Source organism: Rhizobium jaguaris, from assembly GCF_003627755.1.
GTDB lineage: Bacteria > Pseudomonadota > Alphaproteobacteria > Rhizobiales > Rhizobiaceae > Rhizobium > Rhizobium jaguaris.
Map to the genome: position 1 here is coordinate 522,651 of NZ_CP032696.1, position 17,142 is coordinate 539,792.

Genomic DNA, 17,142 nt, shown 5'->3' on the forward strand with positions numbered 1-17,142 from the left:
TCAGCACCGTCTTCACTGCGGAAAAATTTCAGGTTGGGGCTGGACTGTCAGGATATATTGCCGAACTGGGCAGTTGCTTCCTTTGCGCCGATCTCGGCATTGCTCCCGAGCTCAAACCCTGCCCTGATCACGCCTCTTACCTTAGCTCCTGGCTCAAGGTCCTGGCCAACGACAGAAGGGCGATATTCCGGGCAGCGGCACATGCGCAGCGGGCTGTAACTTTCCTGCATTCCCTGCAGCCCGAAAACGCTGGCGAGCCGCTAGCTGCGTGAGGCTCTTCAGGGTCGGTCGCTGGTCTCGCCAGCGCCCGGCAACTTTTCCTGCTTCATCGCAGTGAGCGCGTCAGGCTCAGCCGCGAGGTCCAGTTTGCCCTAGATCGAGGTTTTCCGGTCGATCGGCTTGAGCTTCCGGGGCGGCTTGATCTCGACGAAAAAGGGCTTTGTCTGCTGAGGCATAGATCCTCCAGGCGACGAATCGCAAGGCGCGAGGACAGGGCGAAGAATGGGCAACGCAACGCCCCGTGGTAAGCTGTCTACGGCGTTCTTTGGTTCGACATGCGGGCATGGCAAACGGACCAAATGTCGCGGGGTTCGGGCAGGCAGTCGGGGATGAGCCGCCATTGCCATATTCCTCGGACCTCTGCGGCAAGCCACGTCCTTCGCGGGCTCGATGTGGCATGTCTGATCGAAGAACGGCTTCGCCTCGATCGTCTTCCCGCAACGGCCTTCCAAAACTTTCTTCCCCTGAGCGCTATGCGCTCATTCCTCGCGGAACAACAAAGTTTCTCCTGGCCGCCCTCCACCTCGTTCCGGCCCTCCGGGTGCGGACAGATCGTCCCCGATCCTTGTGACAGCCATCGAGGCCGCGATGGGCGCGGCCCGAAACAGCGAAAGGAATACGACAATGGCAACCATCGGCACCTTTACCACTTCCGAATCCGGCTTCAACGGCTCGATCCGCACCCTCGCCCTCAACGTCAAGGCCCGCATCGCCCGGATCGAGAACCCCTCCGACAAGGGCCCGCACTTCCGCATCTACGCAGGCAATGTCGAGCTCGGCGCCGCCTGGCAGAAGCGCTCCGAGCAGACGGATCGCGACTACCTCTCGGTCAAGCTCGACGACCCGAGCTTCCCCGCCCCGATCTACGCAACGCTCACCGAGGTCGACGGCGAGGAAGGCTACCAGCTGATCTGGTCCCGCCCCAACCGCGACTGAGACCCGGACAGGCCCCGCCCCTGCGGCGGGGCCAACCGTCGACAGAGACAAGCCGACGACAGGCATCGAGCCTGCCGTCGGCTTTTTCGGTGGAATACGGAACCGGAATATTGTTTGCGCAAATGCCGCTATAGGGCCGGTAGGATATCCGGCCTCAACGATGCGCGGTTCCTCCAATTTTGAGATAATCCGGGATCAAACGCGGTCGCGTCACCTGGTCGGGGACGCGGGTTCTCTTCTTTCTGCCGTTCTATTCTACGGCTGCTCAGCCAACGTCAAGGACGACCAGTACCCCCAATTTTGGTCACCCTTCGTTGCACTACGTCCGGCAAAAATCGGCTCCCCCGATCGCCGGCTCCGCCGGTCGCGTCCCGCGATCCCTGACCCGGACTTCGGGTGCACGTGGTCCCATTGACGTCATCAAAAGGAGACGATCAACATGACCACTATCGATCAGATCAACGAGCTGCGTGCTGAGCTTCGCAGCTGCCTCTTCGCCCCGGAAGAACGCGCCGCGGCCGAAGCCGAACTGGCTGTCCTTGTTGCACAGGCTCGGGCCGAGGAAGAGCAGTTTGAACGTGACATCAAAACATTTCTAGCCGACCTCGAGTGAGGTCAGTATCTGAGGGAGGGACATTACCTCCCTCTATGAGGCTTCGGTGGATATCCACGGTTACCCGGCAGGACGTCTATCTTCGCCTGCGGTTTCGAGTGATCCTCTTGATGTCGGGATTCGAGAATCAGCCAGGGCTCCGATGGAGAGGCACCACATCAAGCTCACGGGGGAGGAAGCCGGGCTCCTGTCGAAGATCGATCTGCGCTCGCATCATCAGAACCATGACGAAGGGCGCGCGGCATAAGCCCGGCTACCGCGTCACCGAGGTCAAGTCCGGTCAATTCTCCGCCTTCGATTGCGGCGCCAATCCTGAAGCCTGATCTGAGATCTTCATTTGAGGCGGCTCTTTTGGGTTGTTCCACGCGTGGGTTGTTCCACGCGCCGGTTCGCCCGCTCGACTGGCCTCCGGCTGTCAGGGATTTCACCCTCGACCCCTCCGGCTTGGCACTCGATATGGTCGCGTTTCCTTCAGGGGCCGCGGTTCTCTCTATTACCAACTTACCCCAGCGGCGGACGGCGCTTCCCCAATTTTCCACTCCTGCCCTGCTCCGAAAAATCGGAGAAGCTCGCGATCAAAATGCCCTCTTGGTCGAGTCCTTTCTTAAGTCGGCGTCGAAGGACGCGGCCGATAACCGCGTTTTCGCTTCTGACGGAGCAGATCGAGAAACAGCCGGACCGCTTCGTTCTCCCGGCCGAAATGATGCACCATCATCTGTCCCTTCGAGCCGATCCGACCCCACCTGCGCAACAGGCAGATGTCTCCGAACAGGTTCGGTTCGATGGACATCGCATAATAGCGCGCCATGTTTCTCGTGGCGTCCAAGCGTTCGACATACAGGTTATAGGGTTGCGATATCATGAGATCAGGATCGCTGATCTCGGTACCCACGTCCAACGACACTTATGAATCGGTCGGCAGGGATCGATTCATATCGGTGATGATATGCGAGACATCGGGCATGGAGGGGATGCCTTCGGCACATGCTTGCCCGCTGCGCTCACGAAGCCCATACGACTGCCGCCCATCCCGGTTAACATGATCCTCGCGGCGGGATCCTTTGCTCAAACAGGCGGTGCGCTCATTCCCTATTCGTGGCGCCGTCCGGCTTGAACTCGGCTTCGAGCTTGTCGTTTCGCAGGCGCAGCTGGCGAACGCGCTCTCTTATCAAATCCTCGTAGGCATTAATCACGTCAATGCACTGGAATAGGAGGACTGCAATGCATGCGATCACCAGAGCGCCAAAGAGCAAAACAAATTCCATTTCGGTTACCTCGTGTATCTCTATCCATTGTCTTTCGAAGTAATTTCCCATCAGATTAAGGCGGGTGGCAGCCGATGCTACGATCACAAGGTTATCGACTTCCGCCCCCACTGAAACGACTTCCCATTGATGCAGTCCTTCATGTCGCGGCGGCGAAACCAAATCGCACGTCCACACCGGAGTGCGGGGTTTCCTGCTGTGAATACGATTTGCTCGTCCGCGCGCATGCGCAACACTTCATGCGGCTGGATCAGCGGGCGTGCGGCAAGTTGTTTCGATCGCGTTCGCGACGATCCCCTGGATTGGAAACTGCGACTGACCTGATCTATCTCGACCGTCGTCATGCCGGAGCGGCGGGAGATGTAATCGGCGGTCTCAGGATCATTGATCGCGGCAAAGGATATCCAGCTTGCGCTTTCGAACCATTTGCTTGTCGCGTCCCGTCCACCATAAGTCTCGCGCATCTGTCCGATCGACTGGTAGATCATGGTGAGCGTGATCCCATACTTGCGGCCGGCGTCACGCGCGGTCTCGAGGATACGCATGTAGCCGAGGCGCGCCACCTCATCGAGAAGGAAGAGCGTCCTGCCCTGTATCTCGCCGTTCAGGTTGCACATCGCGTTCAGAAACGACCCGATGATGACACGCGCCAGACCTGAATGCATCTCCAGCGTCTTGAGGTCGATGTTGATGAAGACGTCCGTCTTTCCGCCGGCGAGATCGCCCGTCGTGAAGGTCGTTCCCGAGACTAGGGCGGCGTAGTTCGGGTAGGACAGCCAATGCGTTTCCTTCACAGCATTAGCGTAGACGCCGGAGAAAGTTTCCGGCGTCATGTTGACGAAGGCCGCCACATTTTCCTTGACGAAATCCGACTCCGAATTGTCGTAGATCGATTGCAAACGTTCACGCAACTTGGGCTCCGGCTCTGAGAGATTCTTGCGCACCTGACGGAGGGTCTGGTCGTTTTCTATCGTGTGGCCGGAGAGGCAAACGTCGGCGATGAGCGCCGTCAGCAATTGCAAGGCCGAGGCACGGAAGAAGTCGTCGCGGAGACCGCGCGCGCCACTGTCGCTCACAACCCACGATGCAACGGACGCGATGTCCTCCTCTTTCGTTCCGCCGAAACGGCCGATCCAGTCGAGAGCGTTGAAGCCGATCTCCGAGTGTTTCGGATCGAGGATGAAGACGTCGCGGTTGCCGCCTCGGTGTTTCGACGCCATCGGCGCCACCTCGTTCGACGGATCGAGGATGATGAGTGCGCCGCCCCATTTAAGCGCTGTCGGGATCGTGACCGACGTCGTCTTGAAGCCGCCGGAGCCGGCAAAGACTATGCCGTGCGACGAGCCGAATGAGCCGTCGAAGCAAAGGAGCGGCGAGGTGCCGCCTGCGCCCCACGTCTCGGCGCGGTCGGCTCGAAACGATTGTGCGGCGACGCTGTCCGTGTCGACGCGGTAGCGTTCGCCGATGACGATGCCGCCGTCCTCGGGAAACAGCTGTTCGGCTTGCGACAGTTTCATCCAATCGGCCTCGCCGTGCAGAGCGCGCTTGCCATAGATGCGTTTCGGCTCGGCCTTGGCGAAGGCGGCGTTGCCGGCGATCACCACCCGCATGCCGAACAACGCCGACATCAGCACGACTGCCGCCCCGATTGCTGTCGCGGGATCGAGGTAATTGAAGAGGAACCTGCCGGCCGGAACCTGTTCCCGAAACGCAGAGAGCCTCATTGCCTCGCGTAGGACCGCAACGAGGACCGTCGCTATCGCTCCGGCGACGACGCCCCATCCTGCTGTCCTGATCCGCACGGATCCGGCGCTCGCAAACAGGAGGACGATGCCTTCGAAGGACGCGACGATATAGGGCAAAGCGATGCCAACGCGGCCTAGTATCTGCCGTGCGGTATCCGTCTTGCCGAAAGCGGAAAGCCATTTTTCGATCCCGGTCATGCCGATCGCCGTGGAGATCATCAATGCGCAGGGTACAACGAACAACAGGATTCTAGTCATCAATCTCTCCGAACGCCTCAGCACCAATTATGGTGAGCCGTGAGCGCTCTTGCTCGTCTCCCTTCAGCCGCCCGGCGGCATCGATGAGGAGCCCGAGCAGCAGAGCCCGCTTCTCGTAGCGCAGCCCCGCCTTCACGATCAGGCCGCCGAGCTCGATCTTTTCGCGGGTGTCCTTCTTGCGGGCGTCGGAAATGGTGATTCTTCGCATCCGCTCAAGCCTCGCCAGTGCCGCTCTGAGCCGCGCCAGACGGGTTTTGCGCGGGGGGCGTGCTGCTCTCGCCGGCGCCAGGCGCTCTTTTCGCTCCGGTCGAACCCGTCTTTCCTCCGCGAAAGCGTTTCGCCAGATCCTCGAACGCTGCCTGCAGTTCCCCTTCCTCGATTACGATCTCGCCGAGTCCGGCCTTGAGCGCGATCCGGCCGATGCGCTCGGCCTCGCGGGTCTCAGCGAGCTTGAGCTGCTCCTGGAGCTTGGCGATTTCGCCACGAATTTTCGAGGATGGTTTCTTCACGTCCTGACGTCTCCCTGGGTGCGAAAGCTTGTCTTTCGGACTCCATCTTCCGGATGTCGGTGCGAAACGCACTACTGTGAATCCTACAATCGCCAAGGGCGATGCTTTCGTGGATGATCCCGGCCGCTCGACAAGAGCGGCATCCGAAGGGCGCAATTATACGTCGCTGTCGCGACGTTCTTCTGACGAGCGCCGGGGGGTCGATCTTGCTGCCGAACACATTGATTTGCTCTCAATAGAGAAAGAACTCCGCCGTGGCCGTCCCTCATTTCTCCGTCAGCATCGTCGCCCGCGGCTCCGGCCGCAGCGCCGTCCTGTCGGCGGCCTATCGGCATTGCGCGAAGATGGAGTACGAGCGAGAGGCGAGGACAATCGACTACACCCGTAAGGAGGGCTTGCTGCACGAAGAGTTCGTTATCCCCGCCGATGCGCCGCAGTGGCTACGGGAAATGGTGGCCGATCGCTCGGTCTCTGGCGCATCCGAAGCCTTCTGGAACAGCGTCGAAGTTTTCGAGAAGCGTGTCGATGCCCAGCTTGCCAAGGATATGACCATTGCGTTGCCGATGGAACTCTCAACCGAGCAGAACATCGAACTGGTGCGGGATTTCGTCGAGCGGCACATCACCTCGGCAGGTATGGTGGCGGACTGGGTCTATCACGACGCGCCGGGCAACCCGCATGTGCATCTGATGACCACGCTTCGGCCACTTGCCGAAGATGGTTTCGGCGCCAAGAAGGTCGCGCTGACAGGGCCGGACGGCAAGCCGATCCGTAATGACGCAGGCAAGATTGTGTACGAACTTTGGGCGGGCAGCCTCGACGACTTCAACGCCTTTCGCGACGGCTGGTTCGCCTGCCAGAACAGGCATCTGGCGCTCGCCGGCCTCGATATCCGTGTCGACGGCCGGTCCTTCGAGAAACAGGGGATTGGGCTCACCCCGACCATTCACCTTGGCGTCGGCGCCAAGGCGATTGAACGGAAGTCGGTGGAGACAGACTGGGACATTTCACTGGAACGGCTGGAACTGCAGGACGAGCGCAGAGCCGAAAACGCCCGCCGCATCCAGCGCCGTCCGGAGCTGGTGCTCGACCTGATTACGAGGGAGAAGAGCGTCTTCGACGAACGCGACGTCGCCAAAATCCTGCATCGCTATATTGATGATGCCGGCCTTTTCCAAGGCTTGATGGCAAGGATCCTCCAGAGCCCGGATACACTCCGCCTCGAGCGCGAGCGGATCGAATTTTCAAGCGGCGCCCGAGTGCCCGCCAAGTTCACGACGCGGGACCTCATCCGGCTCGAAGCGGAGATGGCCAACCGGGCAATCTGGCTGTCTCAACGATCCTCCCACGGCGTAGCGGGCCCGGTACGCCAAGCGACGTTTGCCCGTCACTTGCACCTCTCCGACGAGCAAAAGACGGCTATCGCATACGCTACCGGCGGCGCGCGCATTGCTGCGGTGATCGGCCGCGCCGGCGCCGGCAAGACGACGACAATGAAGGCCGCGCGGGAGGCTTGGGAGACCGCAGGGTACCGCGTCGTCGGCGGAGCGCTTGCCGGCAAGGCCGCCGAGGGCCTGGAAAAGGAAGCCGGCATTCTCTCCCGCACGCTGTCATCCTGGGAGCTGCGGTGGAACCAAGGCCGCAATCAGCTCGACGACAAGACGGTGTTCGTCCTCGACGAAGCGGGCATGGTGTCATCGCGGCAGATGGCGCTCTTCGTTGAAGCTGCGACCAAGGCCGGCGCCAAACTCGTGCTTGTAGGAGACCCGGAACAGCTCCAGCCGATCGAAGCGGGTGCAGCGTTTCGGGCCATTGCCGATCGCGTTGGCTATACCGAACTCGAGACCATCTATCGCCAGCGCGAACAGTGGATGCGCGACGCCTCGCTCGATCTCGCCCGCGGCAATATAGGCAAAGCCGTCGAAGCCTATCGCGCGCCGGGCCACGTCAATGGAGCCGACTTCAAGGCCGATGCGGTGCAGGCGCTGATTGCCGATTGGAATCGCGATTACGATCCAGCCAAGACATCGCTGATCCTCGCCCATCTGCGTCGCGACGTCCGCATGCTCAATGAGATGGCACGGTCAAAGCTCGTCGAACGTGGCCTCGTCGCCGAGGGTTTTGTGTTTCGGACCGAGGATGGGCACCGGAAATTCGCGGCTGGCGATCAGGTAGTGTTCCTCAGGAACGAGGGTTCGCTCCGCGTCAAGAACGGCATGTTGGCGAAGGTCGTGGACGCCGCCCCCGGGCGTATCGTTGCGGAAGTCGGCGAAGGCGAACACCGCCGCCAGGTCACGGTCGAGCAACGCTTCTACGCCAATGTCGATCACGGCTATGCCACCACGATCCACAAGAGCCAGGGCGCCACCGTCGACCGGGTGAAGGTGCTGGCGTCCTTGTCGCTCGACCGTCATCTCACCTACGTTGCCATGACCCGTCATCGCGACGACCTTGGCCTCTATTACGGCCGTCGATCCTTCGCGAAGGCAGGCGGCTTGATCCCGATCCTGTCGCGGAGACAAGCCAAGGAAACGACGCTCGATTATGCGAGCGGCCGCTTCTATGGCCAAGCCCTTCGTTTCGCCGAGGCCCGTGGCCTTAACCTCGTCAACGTCGCGCGCACGGTCGTTCGTGACCATCTCGAATGGACCGTCCGCCAGAAGTCGAAGCTCGCCGAGCTTGGCGCACGTCTGGCGGCGCTCGCCGGCAAGCTAGGTCTCTCCGCCGCTGCCGTCAGGACCTCTCAATCGCACACCATCAAGGAGTCGAAACCCATGGTATCGGGCATTACCACGTTCCCAAGATCGCTGGAACAGGCTGTCGAAGACCGGCTTGCCGCCGACCCCGGCTTGAAGAAGCAATGGGAGGAAGTGTCGAACCGGTTCCACATCGTCTACGCTCAGCCGGAAGCGGCGTTCAAGGCCGCCAAAGTCGATACGATGCTGAAAGACGAAGCCGCGGCGAAATCGACCATAGCCAGGATCGGCTCCGAGCCGGAAGGCTTCGGTGCGCTGAAAGGCAAAACCGGGATCCTGGCGAGCCGCGCCGACAAGCAGAACCGAGAAAGGGCCGTCACCAATGCGCCTGCGCTGGCGCGCAACCTGGAACGCTATCTGCGCCAGCGGACGGAAGCCGAATGCAAATATGAAGTCGAGGAGCGCGCCCTCCGCCTGAAGGTCTCCCTCGACATCCCAGCGCTGACGCCGGTAGCAAAGCAGACACTCGAACGCGTCCGTGACGCCATCGATCGCAACGATCTTCCCGCAGGCCTCGAATACGCGCTCGCGGACAAGATGGTGAAAGCCGAACTCGAAGGGTTTGCAAGAGCCGTATCGGAACGTTTTGGCGAACGAACCTTCCTGTCCCTTACTGCGAAGTCCCCCAATGGACAGACATTCAATGCCGTCACCACGGGGATGACGGCGGGACAGAAGGCGGAAGTGGGATCGGCGTGGAGTTCGATGCGGACAGTGCAGCGACTTTCTGCGCATGAGCGCGCGGCTGAGTCGCTGACGCAGACCGAAACCCTCCGCCAATCAAAGAGCCAGGGGCTCTCTCTCAAATGATAAACCGAAGTGAAGTGAGCCTGCCGTCTCCCGTTCATAAACGGCTGCCGGTCCTGAGCATAGCGATTATCTCGATGGTCGCGACCGTGCTCGTGATGGCTGTCTTTTATTACGGTTATCGCATCAACCTCACACCGAGCGAGCCCCTCGGGCTTTGGCGTATTGTATCTCTCGACCGTCCAGCATCCGTTGGGGATCTCGTCTTCATTTGCCCTCCGCAAACTGCGTCAATGCGGGAGGCGCGCGCGCGTGGGTATCTCCGCGTGGGATCCTGCCCGGGCGATGTCGCGCCGCTCATCAAGACGATCATCGCCACAGCCGGGCAGCGTGTCGAAATCGGTGCGCACGTGACGATCGACGGGCGCCCGATCCCATTTTCCGATCTAGCTGAGCGCGACGGCGAGGGTCGACCGATAACAGCATTTCCGGGCGGCGTCGTGCCGGCGGGAAGCGTCTTTCTCTATTCAGCGTTCAGGAGCTCTTATGACTCCCGCTATTTCGGACCCCTAGCAGCTTCCGGCATCATCGGCCTGGCGCAAGAGGTGCTCACCTATGCGCCTTGAGCACCTTCAGTCCGCCCTATCGATTGCCGCTTCAATCATCGTCGGAATGGTGGGATGGAGTGGCCATGTTCTGCTTCTTCCAGTCGCTCTTGCGTTTCCGATCCTTTGGATGCTTGCGCGTACGCGATTGATTGCCGCGTTTGTCGCGGCTGGCTATTTCCTGGCTGCTTCTTGGGGATTACCCCAAGGTGTCGCGACCTTCTACTTCTCCGATCTCCGGCCGGGCCTGTTGCTCTGGCTATGCGCATCGCTGAGCTTTGTCGGCGTCCACACGATACTCTGGACGAGACGCAGCTGTACGCGACCGTTTCGCTATCTCGCGGCAGCCGTACTTATGACCATTCCACCATTCGGCATCACCGGTTGGGCCCATCCGATCACAGCCACGGGTGTGCTGTTTCCAGGATGGGGATGGTGGGGATTGGTCGCCGCGACAGCCGGCCTCATGGGCCTCGTAACCCGTGCCTGGCCGGCTGTCATAATCGCCCTTGCAGGCTTTTGGCTTTGGTCCGCCGCAATCTGGACCGAGCCGACGCTACCGGAAGCGTGGCAGGGCGTCGACCTCGAATTGGGCGCTTCGCTCGGCCGCGACATCAGTCTGCAGCGCCACCGTGATCTGATTGCCACGGTGAAGGGTCGAGTATCTGGTGGCAGCCGCTGGATCGTGCTGCCCGAAAGCGCGCTCGGCTCTTGGACGCCGACGGCGGAGCGGCTGTGGATAAAAGCTCTGCAGGGAACGGACATATCCGTTATCGCCGGCGCCGCAGTTGTCGATTCAGGCGGATACGACAATGTTATGATCGCCATCTCCGGCGGTGGTGCACAACTCTTCTATCGAGAGCGCATGCCGGTCCCAGGTTCGATGTGGCAACCCTGGCGCCCCATGCTCGCTCAGAGCGGCGGCGCGCGCGCGCATTTCTTCGCAAATCCGATCGTGACCATTGCGGACCATCGGGTAGCGCCACTGATCTGCTATGAGCAACTGATCATCTGGCCCGTCATCCAATCCATGCTGTACGATCCGGATGTCATCGTCGCCGCTGGCAATGGGTGGTGGACCAAAGGGACCCCTATTGTCGCCATCCAGCGCGCCAGCACGGAAGCCTGGGCCCGCCTATTCGACAAACCCCTCGTCTTTTCCTTCAACACCTGACTTACAAGGAGAGGTCATGCTTGACGCTGCCCTGATCAAACAATGCGCCGACCCCTCATTGAGGCCGGCGATCGTCGAGCAGTTCGTGACTGCCGCAGGGTCGTCCGATCCCCTTGCCGTCACCGTCATATCAGATGGCCGGTTGATTCTCATTCCGAAGCCTACGTCGGCCGACGAAGCCCTAGCGATCGTTCGGCAGTATGTTGGCCAAGCTGTGGTTCGTGTCGGTCTGACACAATTTCCGGCCGGTGTCGACGTGAAGGAGGCGGCCGATCTGAAGCCGGACTTGGTCGATGCCTGCGAGAACCTCCGCAAGGGTACGACGATGTTCGCCAAGGTGCTGCACATCGTCGCAAAATGGTACGGCAATCCGAAGAGCGACGACGTCTTCCGCCAGATTTTCGAGGATGCGCTTTATGCCTGGAAGACCGGGGAATTCGAAGGAGTGAGTGTGTTTCAAGCGCAGGATCCAGGAGCATCTATCGAATTGCCTCAGCAACACGAAGCGCATTCAGTCGATGAAGACCCGGCCGCAGTGAGCACGCCCGAGAAGCAGACGCAGGCGAACGAGGATATTGGCCAAGTGGGTATTCGCATCGATCTTTCGAGGATCGGAGGCAAATAAGCGCTCGAGTTTCTCACTCCGATCGATACAACGCGTGGAACATCGTTGGATTGCATGGTCATCCTCCAGGGTCAGAAAGTTGAAGGGGTGCTTCCAAAGCGCTAACGCTACAGCGCGGAAAAGGGTACGGCGTACAAACGTCCCCCGAATGGGATCACCTTTTGATGGTCGCACAATACAAGGCCTGAAACAAATTTCTCTCGATATGCTTCTGCCAAGATTCGCAATCCAGAGAAGTCGGAGTTCGAGACGGACGCTGCCGCTTCCTACTTCGATGCCGACAATCCGTCCTCTTCTATCTTCGATGACGATATCGACTTCATTCTGCTGCTTGCCGCCGAAAATGCGAGAATTCGAAGCGCTCGTCCCCGTCACTCGCGAATTTAAGAACCTCGGCAAGACGAAAGTCTCCAGCACGGTCCAAATTGCCGCCTTCTGCCGCAGGCGGTCGAGAGAGACGTCCCGACAGACGCGAGAAGACCAGAATGGGATGTGGTGCCGGTCCTAGAGACTGCGGCTCTTGGGTTTGATTCAACTGAAATTCGGGCTGCCGGCGATCAAAAACACCTTCGATTCGCGAACGACCCGATTGTGATACGGCGGACAAGAGCCAATTCCCTGAGGCTGCTTGGGTAGTCGTGGTTGACGATGCGCTGAGAATGCGTCCTTGTTCGCCTTATTTTTCCGGTTCCCAGCTCAGTATTCGTCAGCTAGCAAAGCGGTTTAATTTTCGTCTCAGGCCGCCGTTTTAGCAATTCTGACGCCTCAACATCTAAAACTGTCGCCAGGCGATCGACAACATCGATGCTTGCATTATAGACACTGCGCTCCAGAGAACTGATATAAGTACGATCGATACCTGCCCGAAACGCAAGCTCTTCTTGCGACAGGCCTTTGGCTTGACGCGCAGCTTTCAGATTTCGTGCAAACACCTCTCGAATCTCCATGGCGGAGAGAGCAGCGGCTTGCAGAGTATTTCACCACGGAGTATTCTCGACAATGTAATCCGGATATGGATTCTACATATAGAATCAGCGGGATGCCGTGTTTGCTGGTGCCTTCTTCGTGTGAGCAACGAAGTGTCGACGATTTTAGGTCCCATCTTGCTGAGCTATGGGATCTATTTTGCAAAGCGTATACGATGCCGAAAGGTCTCGGTCCTCGGCGGGTCGTGAATGAGGTCAGAGGAGAAGTGGATGGACAACGAGGTCTCATTCGAGACTGGTGGCGAAAGAGCGTCTCGTTATAGAGCGATGCGAGAATCCGATTTGAAGGCGTTAGCAGTTTCTGCGATCCGCGAACACCGCCGACTTCTAGCCGCCGATGAAGCTGTCTACGAAGAGTGGACCCTTGCAGCCGCCAACGCCTCAATTTCCAGCGATGTGCTCAAAAGCCTGCAGGATGAGTATGTCGAACGTCAAAAGAAGTCAGAAGCGCAGCAGGAAGAACTCTCGGAAATCATCGATGCGCTTGGCTATGTTCCTGATGTGCCCTCAGAGGACGACGAATGATGGTTAGACCAAACCGCGGTCCTTCGCGATTGCCACGAGTTGCGGGATCGTCGCGGCATTCAGCTTCTTGCGTGCGCTATCGAAATAGTGCTGCACTGTTCTTGGGGTAATTCCCATTAAAACAGCAATCTCCCACGCTTTCTTGCCCTTTGCCGCCCACGTAAGACACATGGCCTCCCTTGGTGAAAGGAGCCGGCTAGGTGCGACGATCGTCGACGCAGCTATGATCTTCAGGCGATAGTGAATTGCCAAGACCGCCTGCAGCGGGCTTAGTTGCTTCTGACATTTTGAAATATCAGATTTGTTCCCCGAGGAAGCAAATGTCAGCATAATGGTTGAGCCGAAACTGCCCTGAACGGGAACTGTCACACCACTGCGAATACCATGTTCTACCGCTTCATCCCGAAAACGCTTGAACTCAGAGGTTCCACGAGACGGCCAGTCATCGATCGTCCAGGAAAACATCTCCATCCGGCGTTTGGCTTCCGTAACTACCGGATCAACCCGAGAATATTGGTTGCGTAGGTAAATTTTCTGCCATTTCTCGGGATAAGAACTGAGTACGCGGGCTTCGAGGCCTTCCGTTTGCAGGTACGCAAAGAATTCAAATCCACACGAATGAACGAAACCTTTGAGCCCGCGTTTTATCATCCGTTCATCATATGAGGCTTCAACCATGTCGATGAGAGCGCTTAAGGCTGGATCCACAGACCTGTCTCCTTTCTTTTGAAGTGAAGGCCCCCGCTCCTTCGAGCGGTGATACAGATCTGCGGCCGTCAGCGCAAACATCTATTCACCTCTCTCGTGCATTCAAAACCTTCTGACTAAAAGATTATGTTAAATGAGAGATTTTTCCGATGCCGTCTCAGCGACTGCGGTACGCGGAGGAGAAGACGATATCCTGATCGACCAAGACATTGAACTTGTATCCCGGCCCGATCCGGATTGTCGGCTGAACATTCAGGTTCTTCGAGATCGTTTGCTCCGCGACGCGACCGAAGCTTTCCGCGAAATTTCGTCTAGCGGTATCGGACGCGGTGTCCTGGGTGGCAAGCGTCGTGCTTTCAGGCATCGATATGTCGATGCCGGTTCCGATTAGCGCTACGAGCGCTGCCGAACTCCACGTGCGCCAGAGATGCCGATCGACCTTACCCTTGAAACCCCCAAAGCCTTCGGCATCTATTCCAGCCATGCCGCCGATCTGCAGAGTCGAGCCATTCGGAAAAATCAGGTCGGTCCAGACGATGAGAACCCTTTCCTGGCCGAAAGAAACCTTGGAATCATAGCGGCCGAACAACTTGGCCCCCTGCGGGATCAGGAGCCGGTAGCCGGTGGCGCTATCATAGACATTCTGGCTGACCTGCGCGGTGATCCGGCCCGGAAGGTCTGAGTTGAGGCCTGTGATCAACGTGGCTGGAATGACCGAGCCGCGCTTCAGCTCATACTGCGACATTTGGGGCACGACCTTGTTCGGCAAATAGCCGAGATCCTTGAAATCCTGATTGAAGAAGTCCTCCTTCGAACTCTGTGCATTAGGGTCGACGTTCTGACCAATGAGCCCGGATTTCATTGCGGCTGAGTAGAGCTCCGAGGGATTATTAGCTGTTGTCGTTATGTTCTGTCGGCTTGCGTCTGTGGAATTATTCGCGGTCTTCTCGACATCGGAAATGTTTACCTTCAGCGGGGAGTCCAGCGCGGTTGTCCGCGCCAGCACGCGGGCCATTCGCTGGCGCTGGGCTTCGCGAATATATTGTTCATCCTGCTCTCGCTTCAGGCGGGCTTTCCATTCCTCTTCCGATTCGAGATTGGAACGCCGCTCCTCTGTCGCCGCAGATAGGTGGTCGACAACCGGGGACTGCTTCTCGATCTTTTGCTCGACGGTTGGCGTTGGCTGGAAAGCCTCGCGCTCGTCCGGCTCGCCAATGATGCCATCGGTGATGCCGCGCTTAAGCTGATCGCCGAAGTTCGTCGCCGGTGTATTCAAGGTGCTGTCGATATCGTTGCTCCAGTTGAAGGGAAGTCCTCGCCACGATAGGCCGCTTACAACCACGCCGAGGAACAGCGCGATGAGGACGATGGCAGTGATAATTGGCAGCCGATTGAGGCGGCGCATGCCTTTCTGATCGTCGGCTTGCTTTGACGCGCCCAGTTGGAGCGATTGGACCATACTCCCCTCCCCTCAATTACGCTGCATGATGGAAAGCGGGCTTGCCGGCGTCACGCCGGCTGCCGTTGCTGTGTATGCACGACCAAGGGCGATGGACGGCGTTGACAGCCGCGCGAGCACCTGACCGCCAGCGCTATGGATTGAGTAAGCGAGCTCGACCGGGTTCACGTCCTTTCCAACTTTGCCGTCGGTGAGGACGGTGTAGCCAACGTCCTTTAGTGCTGCCTGGAGGGCCATCGCAAAATCCGACGTATCTTTTTCCATCTTGATTGTCGTCGAGTTTGCGCGGCCGATCTGCTCGGCGAGCCGGCTTGCCATATCGCTGGCGATGGCACTTGCGGCAGGCCCGGAGACCGGTGCGGCGTTTGAGTTGGGGGCCAACCTATCCTCGGCCGTTTGGCATCCTGTGAGAAAGGCGACGGCTATGAAAACGACGAGACGCTTCCACATCGTTCAGCCTCCCCGCCGAATGGTGATCTTCTGCTGGCTCCAGCCGACGCCGGAGACGAGGATTGCCTTGTCGACTGCATAGTCGACGATCATCATGTCGTTCTTCATCCGGTAATTGACTACGCGGTTCTGGCCGCCGCTGATAACGAACAGCACCGGTGCATCCTGGCTGGAAATCGACTTCGAGAACTGAATGTAGGTTTTCACGCCATCCGAATAGACCCGTTTCGGCTTCCAGGGTGCGCTCCCGCTCACCGAGTAAGAGAAGTTCAGCTTGTCGGCCGCCGTGCCCGGGATGCCGCCGGTCTCAACCTGTGAATTGACATCGGCGAGCTTGGTCGAGACATCCTCAGGGTATTCGAAGCCGACGCGTGCCATGTATTGGCTCGGGTGAGACTTGAGCTGGATGTGATAGGTGCGCCGCGACGTCGTGACCACCATCGAGGTGACGAGACCTGCTTCCGATGGCTTGACGATCAGATGGATCGCTTGACCGCCGATGGCGCCGGAGGTCGCGGGCTCCACCTTCCAGCGGACAGTGTCGCCAACGAGAACATCGCGGACGATCTCGCCGCCCTGGAGTTCGATATCACAGACCTGCAAGGGCGAGCAGACGACGGATGGCTGGGTTTCGCCGAAGAGAAAGGTGACCTTGCCATCGGGGCCGGCCGTCACCAGTCCGGGCGCGCCGCGCCATTTCCTGGAAATGTTCGTGGCCTTCACCTCATTCGTCGTCATGTTCTGCGTCTGCGCCTGCGCGCCGCTTGCAAAGATGAGTCCCGCCAGGCAGCCGGCGGCTGCGATTGATCCTATTCTGCGCATCGAGAAATCTCCTGCCCTTAAAGCTGTGCCGTCCAGTCGAAATCCCGGACATAAAGACCGATAGGATTGAGACGAATAGTCGCCTCGTCCTGCGGCGCGGTGAGCGTCACCGTTGCGATTCCGCGAAATCGGCGCGTGCCCATCTCCTTACCTTTCCGGTCCCGCTCGTATTCGGTCCAGTCGATCTGATAAGTCTGGTTTGAAAGCGCCACGATGTTGTTGACCTCGATGGCGACCGTGGACGACTTGGCCTTCTCGAACGGCGAATTGGTTCGGAACCAGTCGTTGATCTTCTGGGTCGAGGGATCGGATGTTCTTAGAAGCGCATAAGTTCGATCGATGTATTGCTTCTGCACCAATGCATCAGGCGTAATGCTGCGGAAGCTGGTTACGAAGTTGCCGAGAGTGGCCCGCACCACCCGCACATCCGCATATTCGATCTGCTCGGGAAACCCTGATGTGACCGACGTGCCGAGCTTGTCGACCTGGACGATATAGGGCACCAGTTTCACCTGAGTGCTCAAATAGATCGAGTACCCGAAGCCGATCACCGCCATGGTTAAACCGAGGATGCCGACGATGCGCCATGCGGCGGCGGCCTGCACATAGGAGCCGTACCGCTCGCTCCATTCCTGGCGCGCGGCAAGATACGGGTTTTCGGGGGCGCGGTTCGCTGCCAT

18 protein-coding genes and 2 pseudogenes are annotated in these 17,142 nt (G+C 59.0%); 9 read left to right on the forward strand and 11 right to left on the reverse strand.

Annotated features, from left to right (window positions below; all coding sequences use genetic code 11):
- Positions 1-2 precede the first annotated feature (2 nt).
- The 4 genes and pseudogenes from CCGE525_RS36720 to CCGE525_RS40010 form a co-directional block, all read left to right on the forward strand.
- Positions 3-272: pseudogene (locus tag CCGE525_RS36720) on the forward strand (zincin-like metallopeptidase domain-containing protein); the annotation flags it as partial.
- Positions 273-903: 631 nt separating this feature from the next.
- Entirely contained in the window at positions 904-1,215 is a 312-nt protein-coding gene (locus CCGE525_RS36725) for a DUF736 domain-containing protein (protein ID WP_162950442.1), read from the forward strand.
- A 439-nt stretch (positions 1,216-1,654) separates the two neighbouring features.
- Entirely contained in the window at positions 1,655-1,828 is a 174-nt protein-coding gene (locus CCGE525_RS38700; RefSeq protein WP_162950443.1) for a hypothetical protein, read from the forward strand.
- Between the two features lie 233 nt (positions 1,829-2,061).
- A pseudogene (locus CCGE525_RS40010) lies at positions 2,062-2,148 on the forward strand (DUF6428 family protein); the annotation flags it as partial.
- Between the two features lie 284 nt (positions 2,149-2,432).
- Here CCGE525_RS40010 and CCGE525_RS36730 read toward each other — a convergent pair.
- The 5 genes from CCGE525_RS36730 to traC all read right to left on the reverse strand — a co-directional run bounded on the left by CCGE525_RS36730 (position 2,433) and on the right by traC (position 5,605).
- Positions 2,433-2,690: a WGR domain-containing protein gene (locus CCGE525_RS36730; protein ID WP_120709219.1), complete on the reverse strand. Its 258-nt coding sequence runs from the start codon at positions 2,688-2,690 to the stop codon at positions 2,433-2,435.
- A 220-nt stretch (positions 2,691-2,910) separates the two neighbouring features.
- Positions 2,911-3,204, reverse strand: coding sequence for a hypothetical protein (locus CCGE525_RS36735; protein ID WP_120709144.1), 294 nt, complete (start codon positions 3,202-3,204; stop codon positions 2,911-2,913).
- Entirely contained in the window at positions 3,177-5,096 is a 1,920-nt protein-coding gene (gene traG / locus CCGE525_RS36740; protein ID WP_120709145.1) for a Ti-type conjugative transfer system protein TraG, read from the reverse strand. The genes CCGE525_RS36735 and traG overlap by 28 nt, the downstream gene beginning before the upstream one ends.
- Entirely contained in the window at positions 5,089-5,304 is a 216-nt protein-coding gene (gene traD / locus CCGE525_RS36745; protein ID WP_120709146.1) for a type IV conjugative transfer system coupling protein TraD, read from the reverse strand. Before traD ends, traG begins: the two co-directional genes overlap by 8 nt.
- 4 nt (positions 5,305-5,308) lie before the next feature.
- Entirely contained in the window at positions 5,309-5,605 is a 297-nt protein-coding gene (gene traC, locus CCGE525_RS36750) for a conjugal transfer protein TraC (RefSeq protein ID WP_120709147.1), read from the reverse strand.
- Between the two features lie 254 nt (positions 5,606-5,859).
- Here traC and traA point away from each other — a divergent pair, with 254 nt between their 5' ends.
- The 4 genes from traA (at position 5,860) to CCGE525_RS36770 (ending at position 11,512) form a co-directional block, all read left to right on the forward strand.
- Positions 5,860-9,171, forward strand: a complete 3,312-nt coding sequence (traA, locus tag CCGE525_RS36755; RefSeq protein WP_120709148.1) for a Ti-type conjugative transfer relaxase TraA — start codon at positions 5,860-5,862, stop codon at positions 9,169-9,171.
- Between the two features lie 74 nt (positions 9,172-9,245).
- A complete protein-coding gene (gene traF, locus CCGE525_RS36760; RefSeq protein WP_245472478.1) occupies positions 9,246-9,734 on the forward strand; it encodes a conjugative transfer signal peptidase TraF in 489 nt (162 codons plus the stop codon).
- Entirely contained in the window at positions 9,724-10,887 is a 1,164-nt protein-coding gene (locus tag CCGE525_RS36765; protein WP_120709150.1) for a conjugal transfer protein TraB, read from the forward strand. The genes traF and CCGE525_RS36765 overlap by 11 nt, the downstream gene beginning before the upstream one ends.
- A gap of 16 nt (positions 10,888-10,903) precedes the next feature.
- Positions 10,904-11,512, forward strand: a complete 609-nt coding sequence (locus tag CCGE525_RS36770) for a TraH family protein (RefSeq protein WP_120709151.1) — start codon at positions 10,904-10,906, stop codon at positions 11,510-11,512.
- A gap of 710 nt (positions 11,513-12,222) precedes the next feature.
- On the opposite strand, the gene CCGE525_RS36780 is transcribed toward CCGE525_RS36770, so the two are convergent.
- A complete protein-coding gene (locus tag CCGE525_RS36780) occupies positions 12,223-12,459 on the reverse strand; it encodes a helix-turn-helix domain-containing protein (protein ID WP_120709152.1) in 237 nt (78 codons plus the stop codon).
- Positions 12,460-12,708: 249 nt separating this feature from the next.
- On the opposite strand from CCGE525_RS36780, the gene CCGE525_RS36785 reads away from it, so the two are divergent.
- A complete protein-coding gene (locus CCGE525_RS36785) occupies positions 12,709-13,023 on the forward strand; it encodes a transcriptional repressor TraM (protein ID WP_120709153.1) in 315 nt (104 codons plus the stop codon).
- Positions 13,024-13,026: 3 nt separating this feature from the next.
- On the opposite strand, the gene CCGE525_RS36790 is transcribed toward CCGE525_RS36785, so the two are convergent.
- The 5 genes from CCGE525_RS36790 to CCGE525_RS36810 form a co-directional block, all read right to left on the reverse strand.
- Entirely contained in the window at positions 13,027-13,731 is a 705-nt protein-coding gene (locus CCGE525_RS36790) for an autoinducer binding domain-containing protein (protein ID WP_120709220.1), read from the reverse strand.
- 157 nt (positions 13,732-13,888) lie between these two features.
- Positions 13,889-15,190, reverse strand: a complete 1,302-nt coding sequence (trbI, locus tag CCGE525_RS36795; RefSeq protein WP_120709154.1) for an IncP-type conjugal transfer protein TrbI — start codon at positions 15,188-15,190, stop codon at positions 13,889-13,891.
- A gap of 12 nt (positions 15,191-15,202) precedes the next feature.
- Positions 15,203-15,640, reverse strand: a complete 438-nt coding sequence (gene trbH / locus CCGE525_RS36800; protein WP_120709155.1) for a conjugal transfer protein TrbH — start codon at positions 15,638-15,640, stop codon at positions 15,203-15,205.
- A gap of 3 nt (positions 15,641-15,643) precedes the next feature.
- Positions 15,644-16,462: a P-type conjugative transfer protein TrbG gene (gene trbG / locus CCGE525_RS36805; protein ID WP_120709156.1), complete on the reverse strand. Its 819-nt coding sequence runs from the start codon at positions 16,460-16,462 to the stop codon at positions 15,644-15,646.
- A gap of 17 nt (positions 16,463-16,479) precedes the next feature.
- The gene (locus tag CCGE525_RS36810; RefSeq protein WP_120709157.1) at positions 16,480-17,142 is read right to left on the reverse strand and encodes a conjugal transfer protein TrbF; all 663 of its coding nucleotides are present in this window, start codon (positions 17,140-17,142) and stop codon (positions 16,480-16,482) included.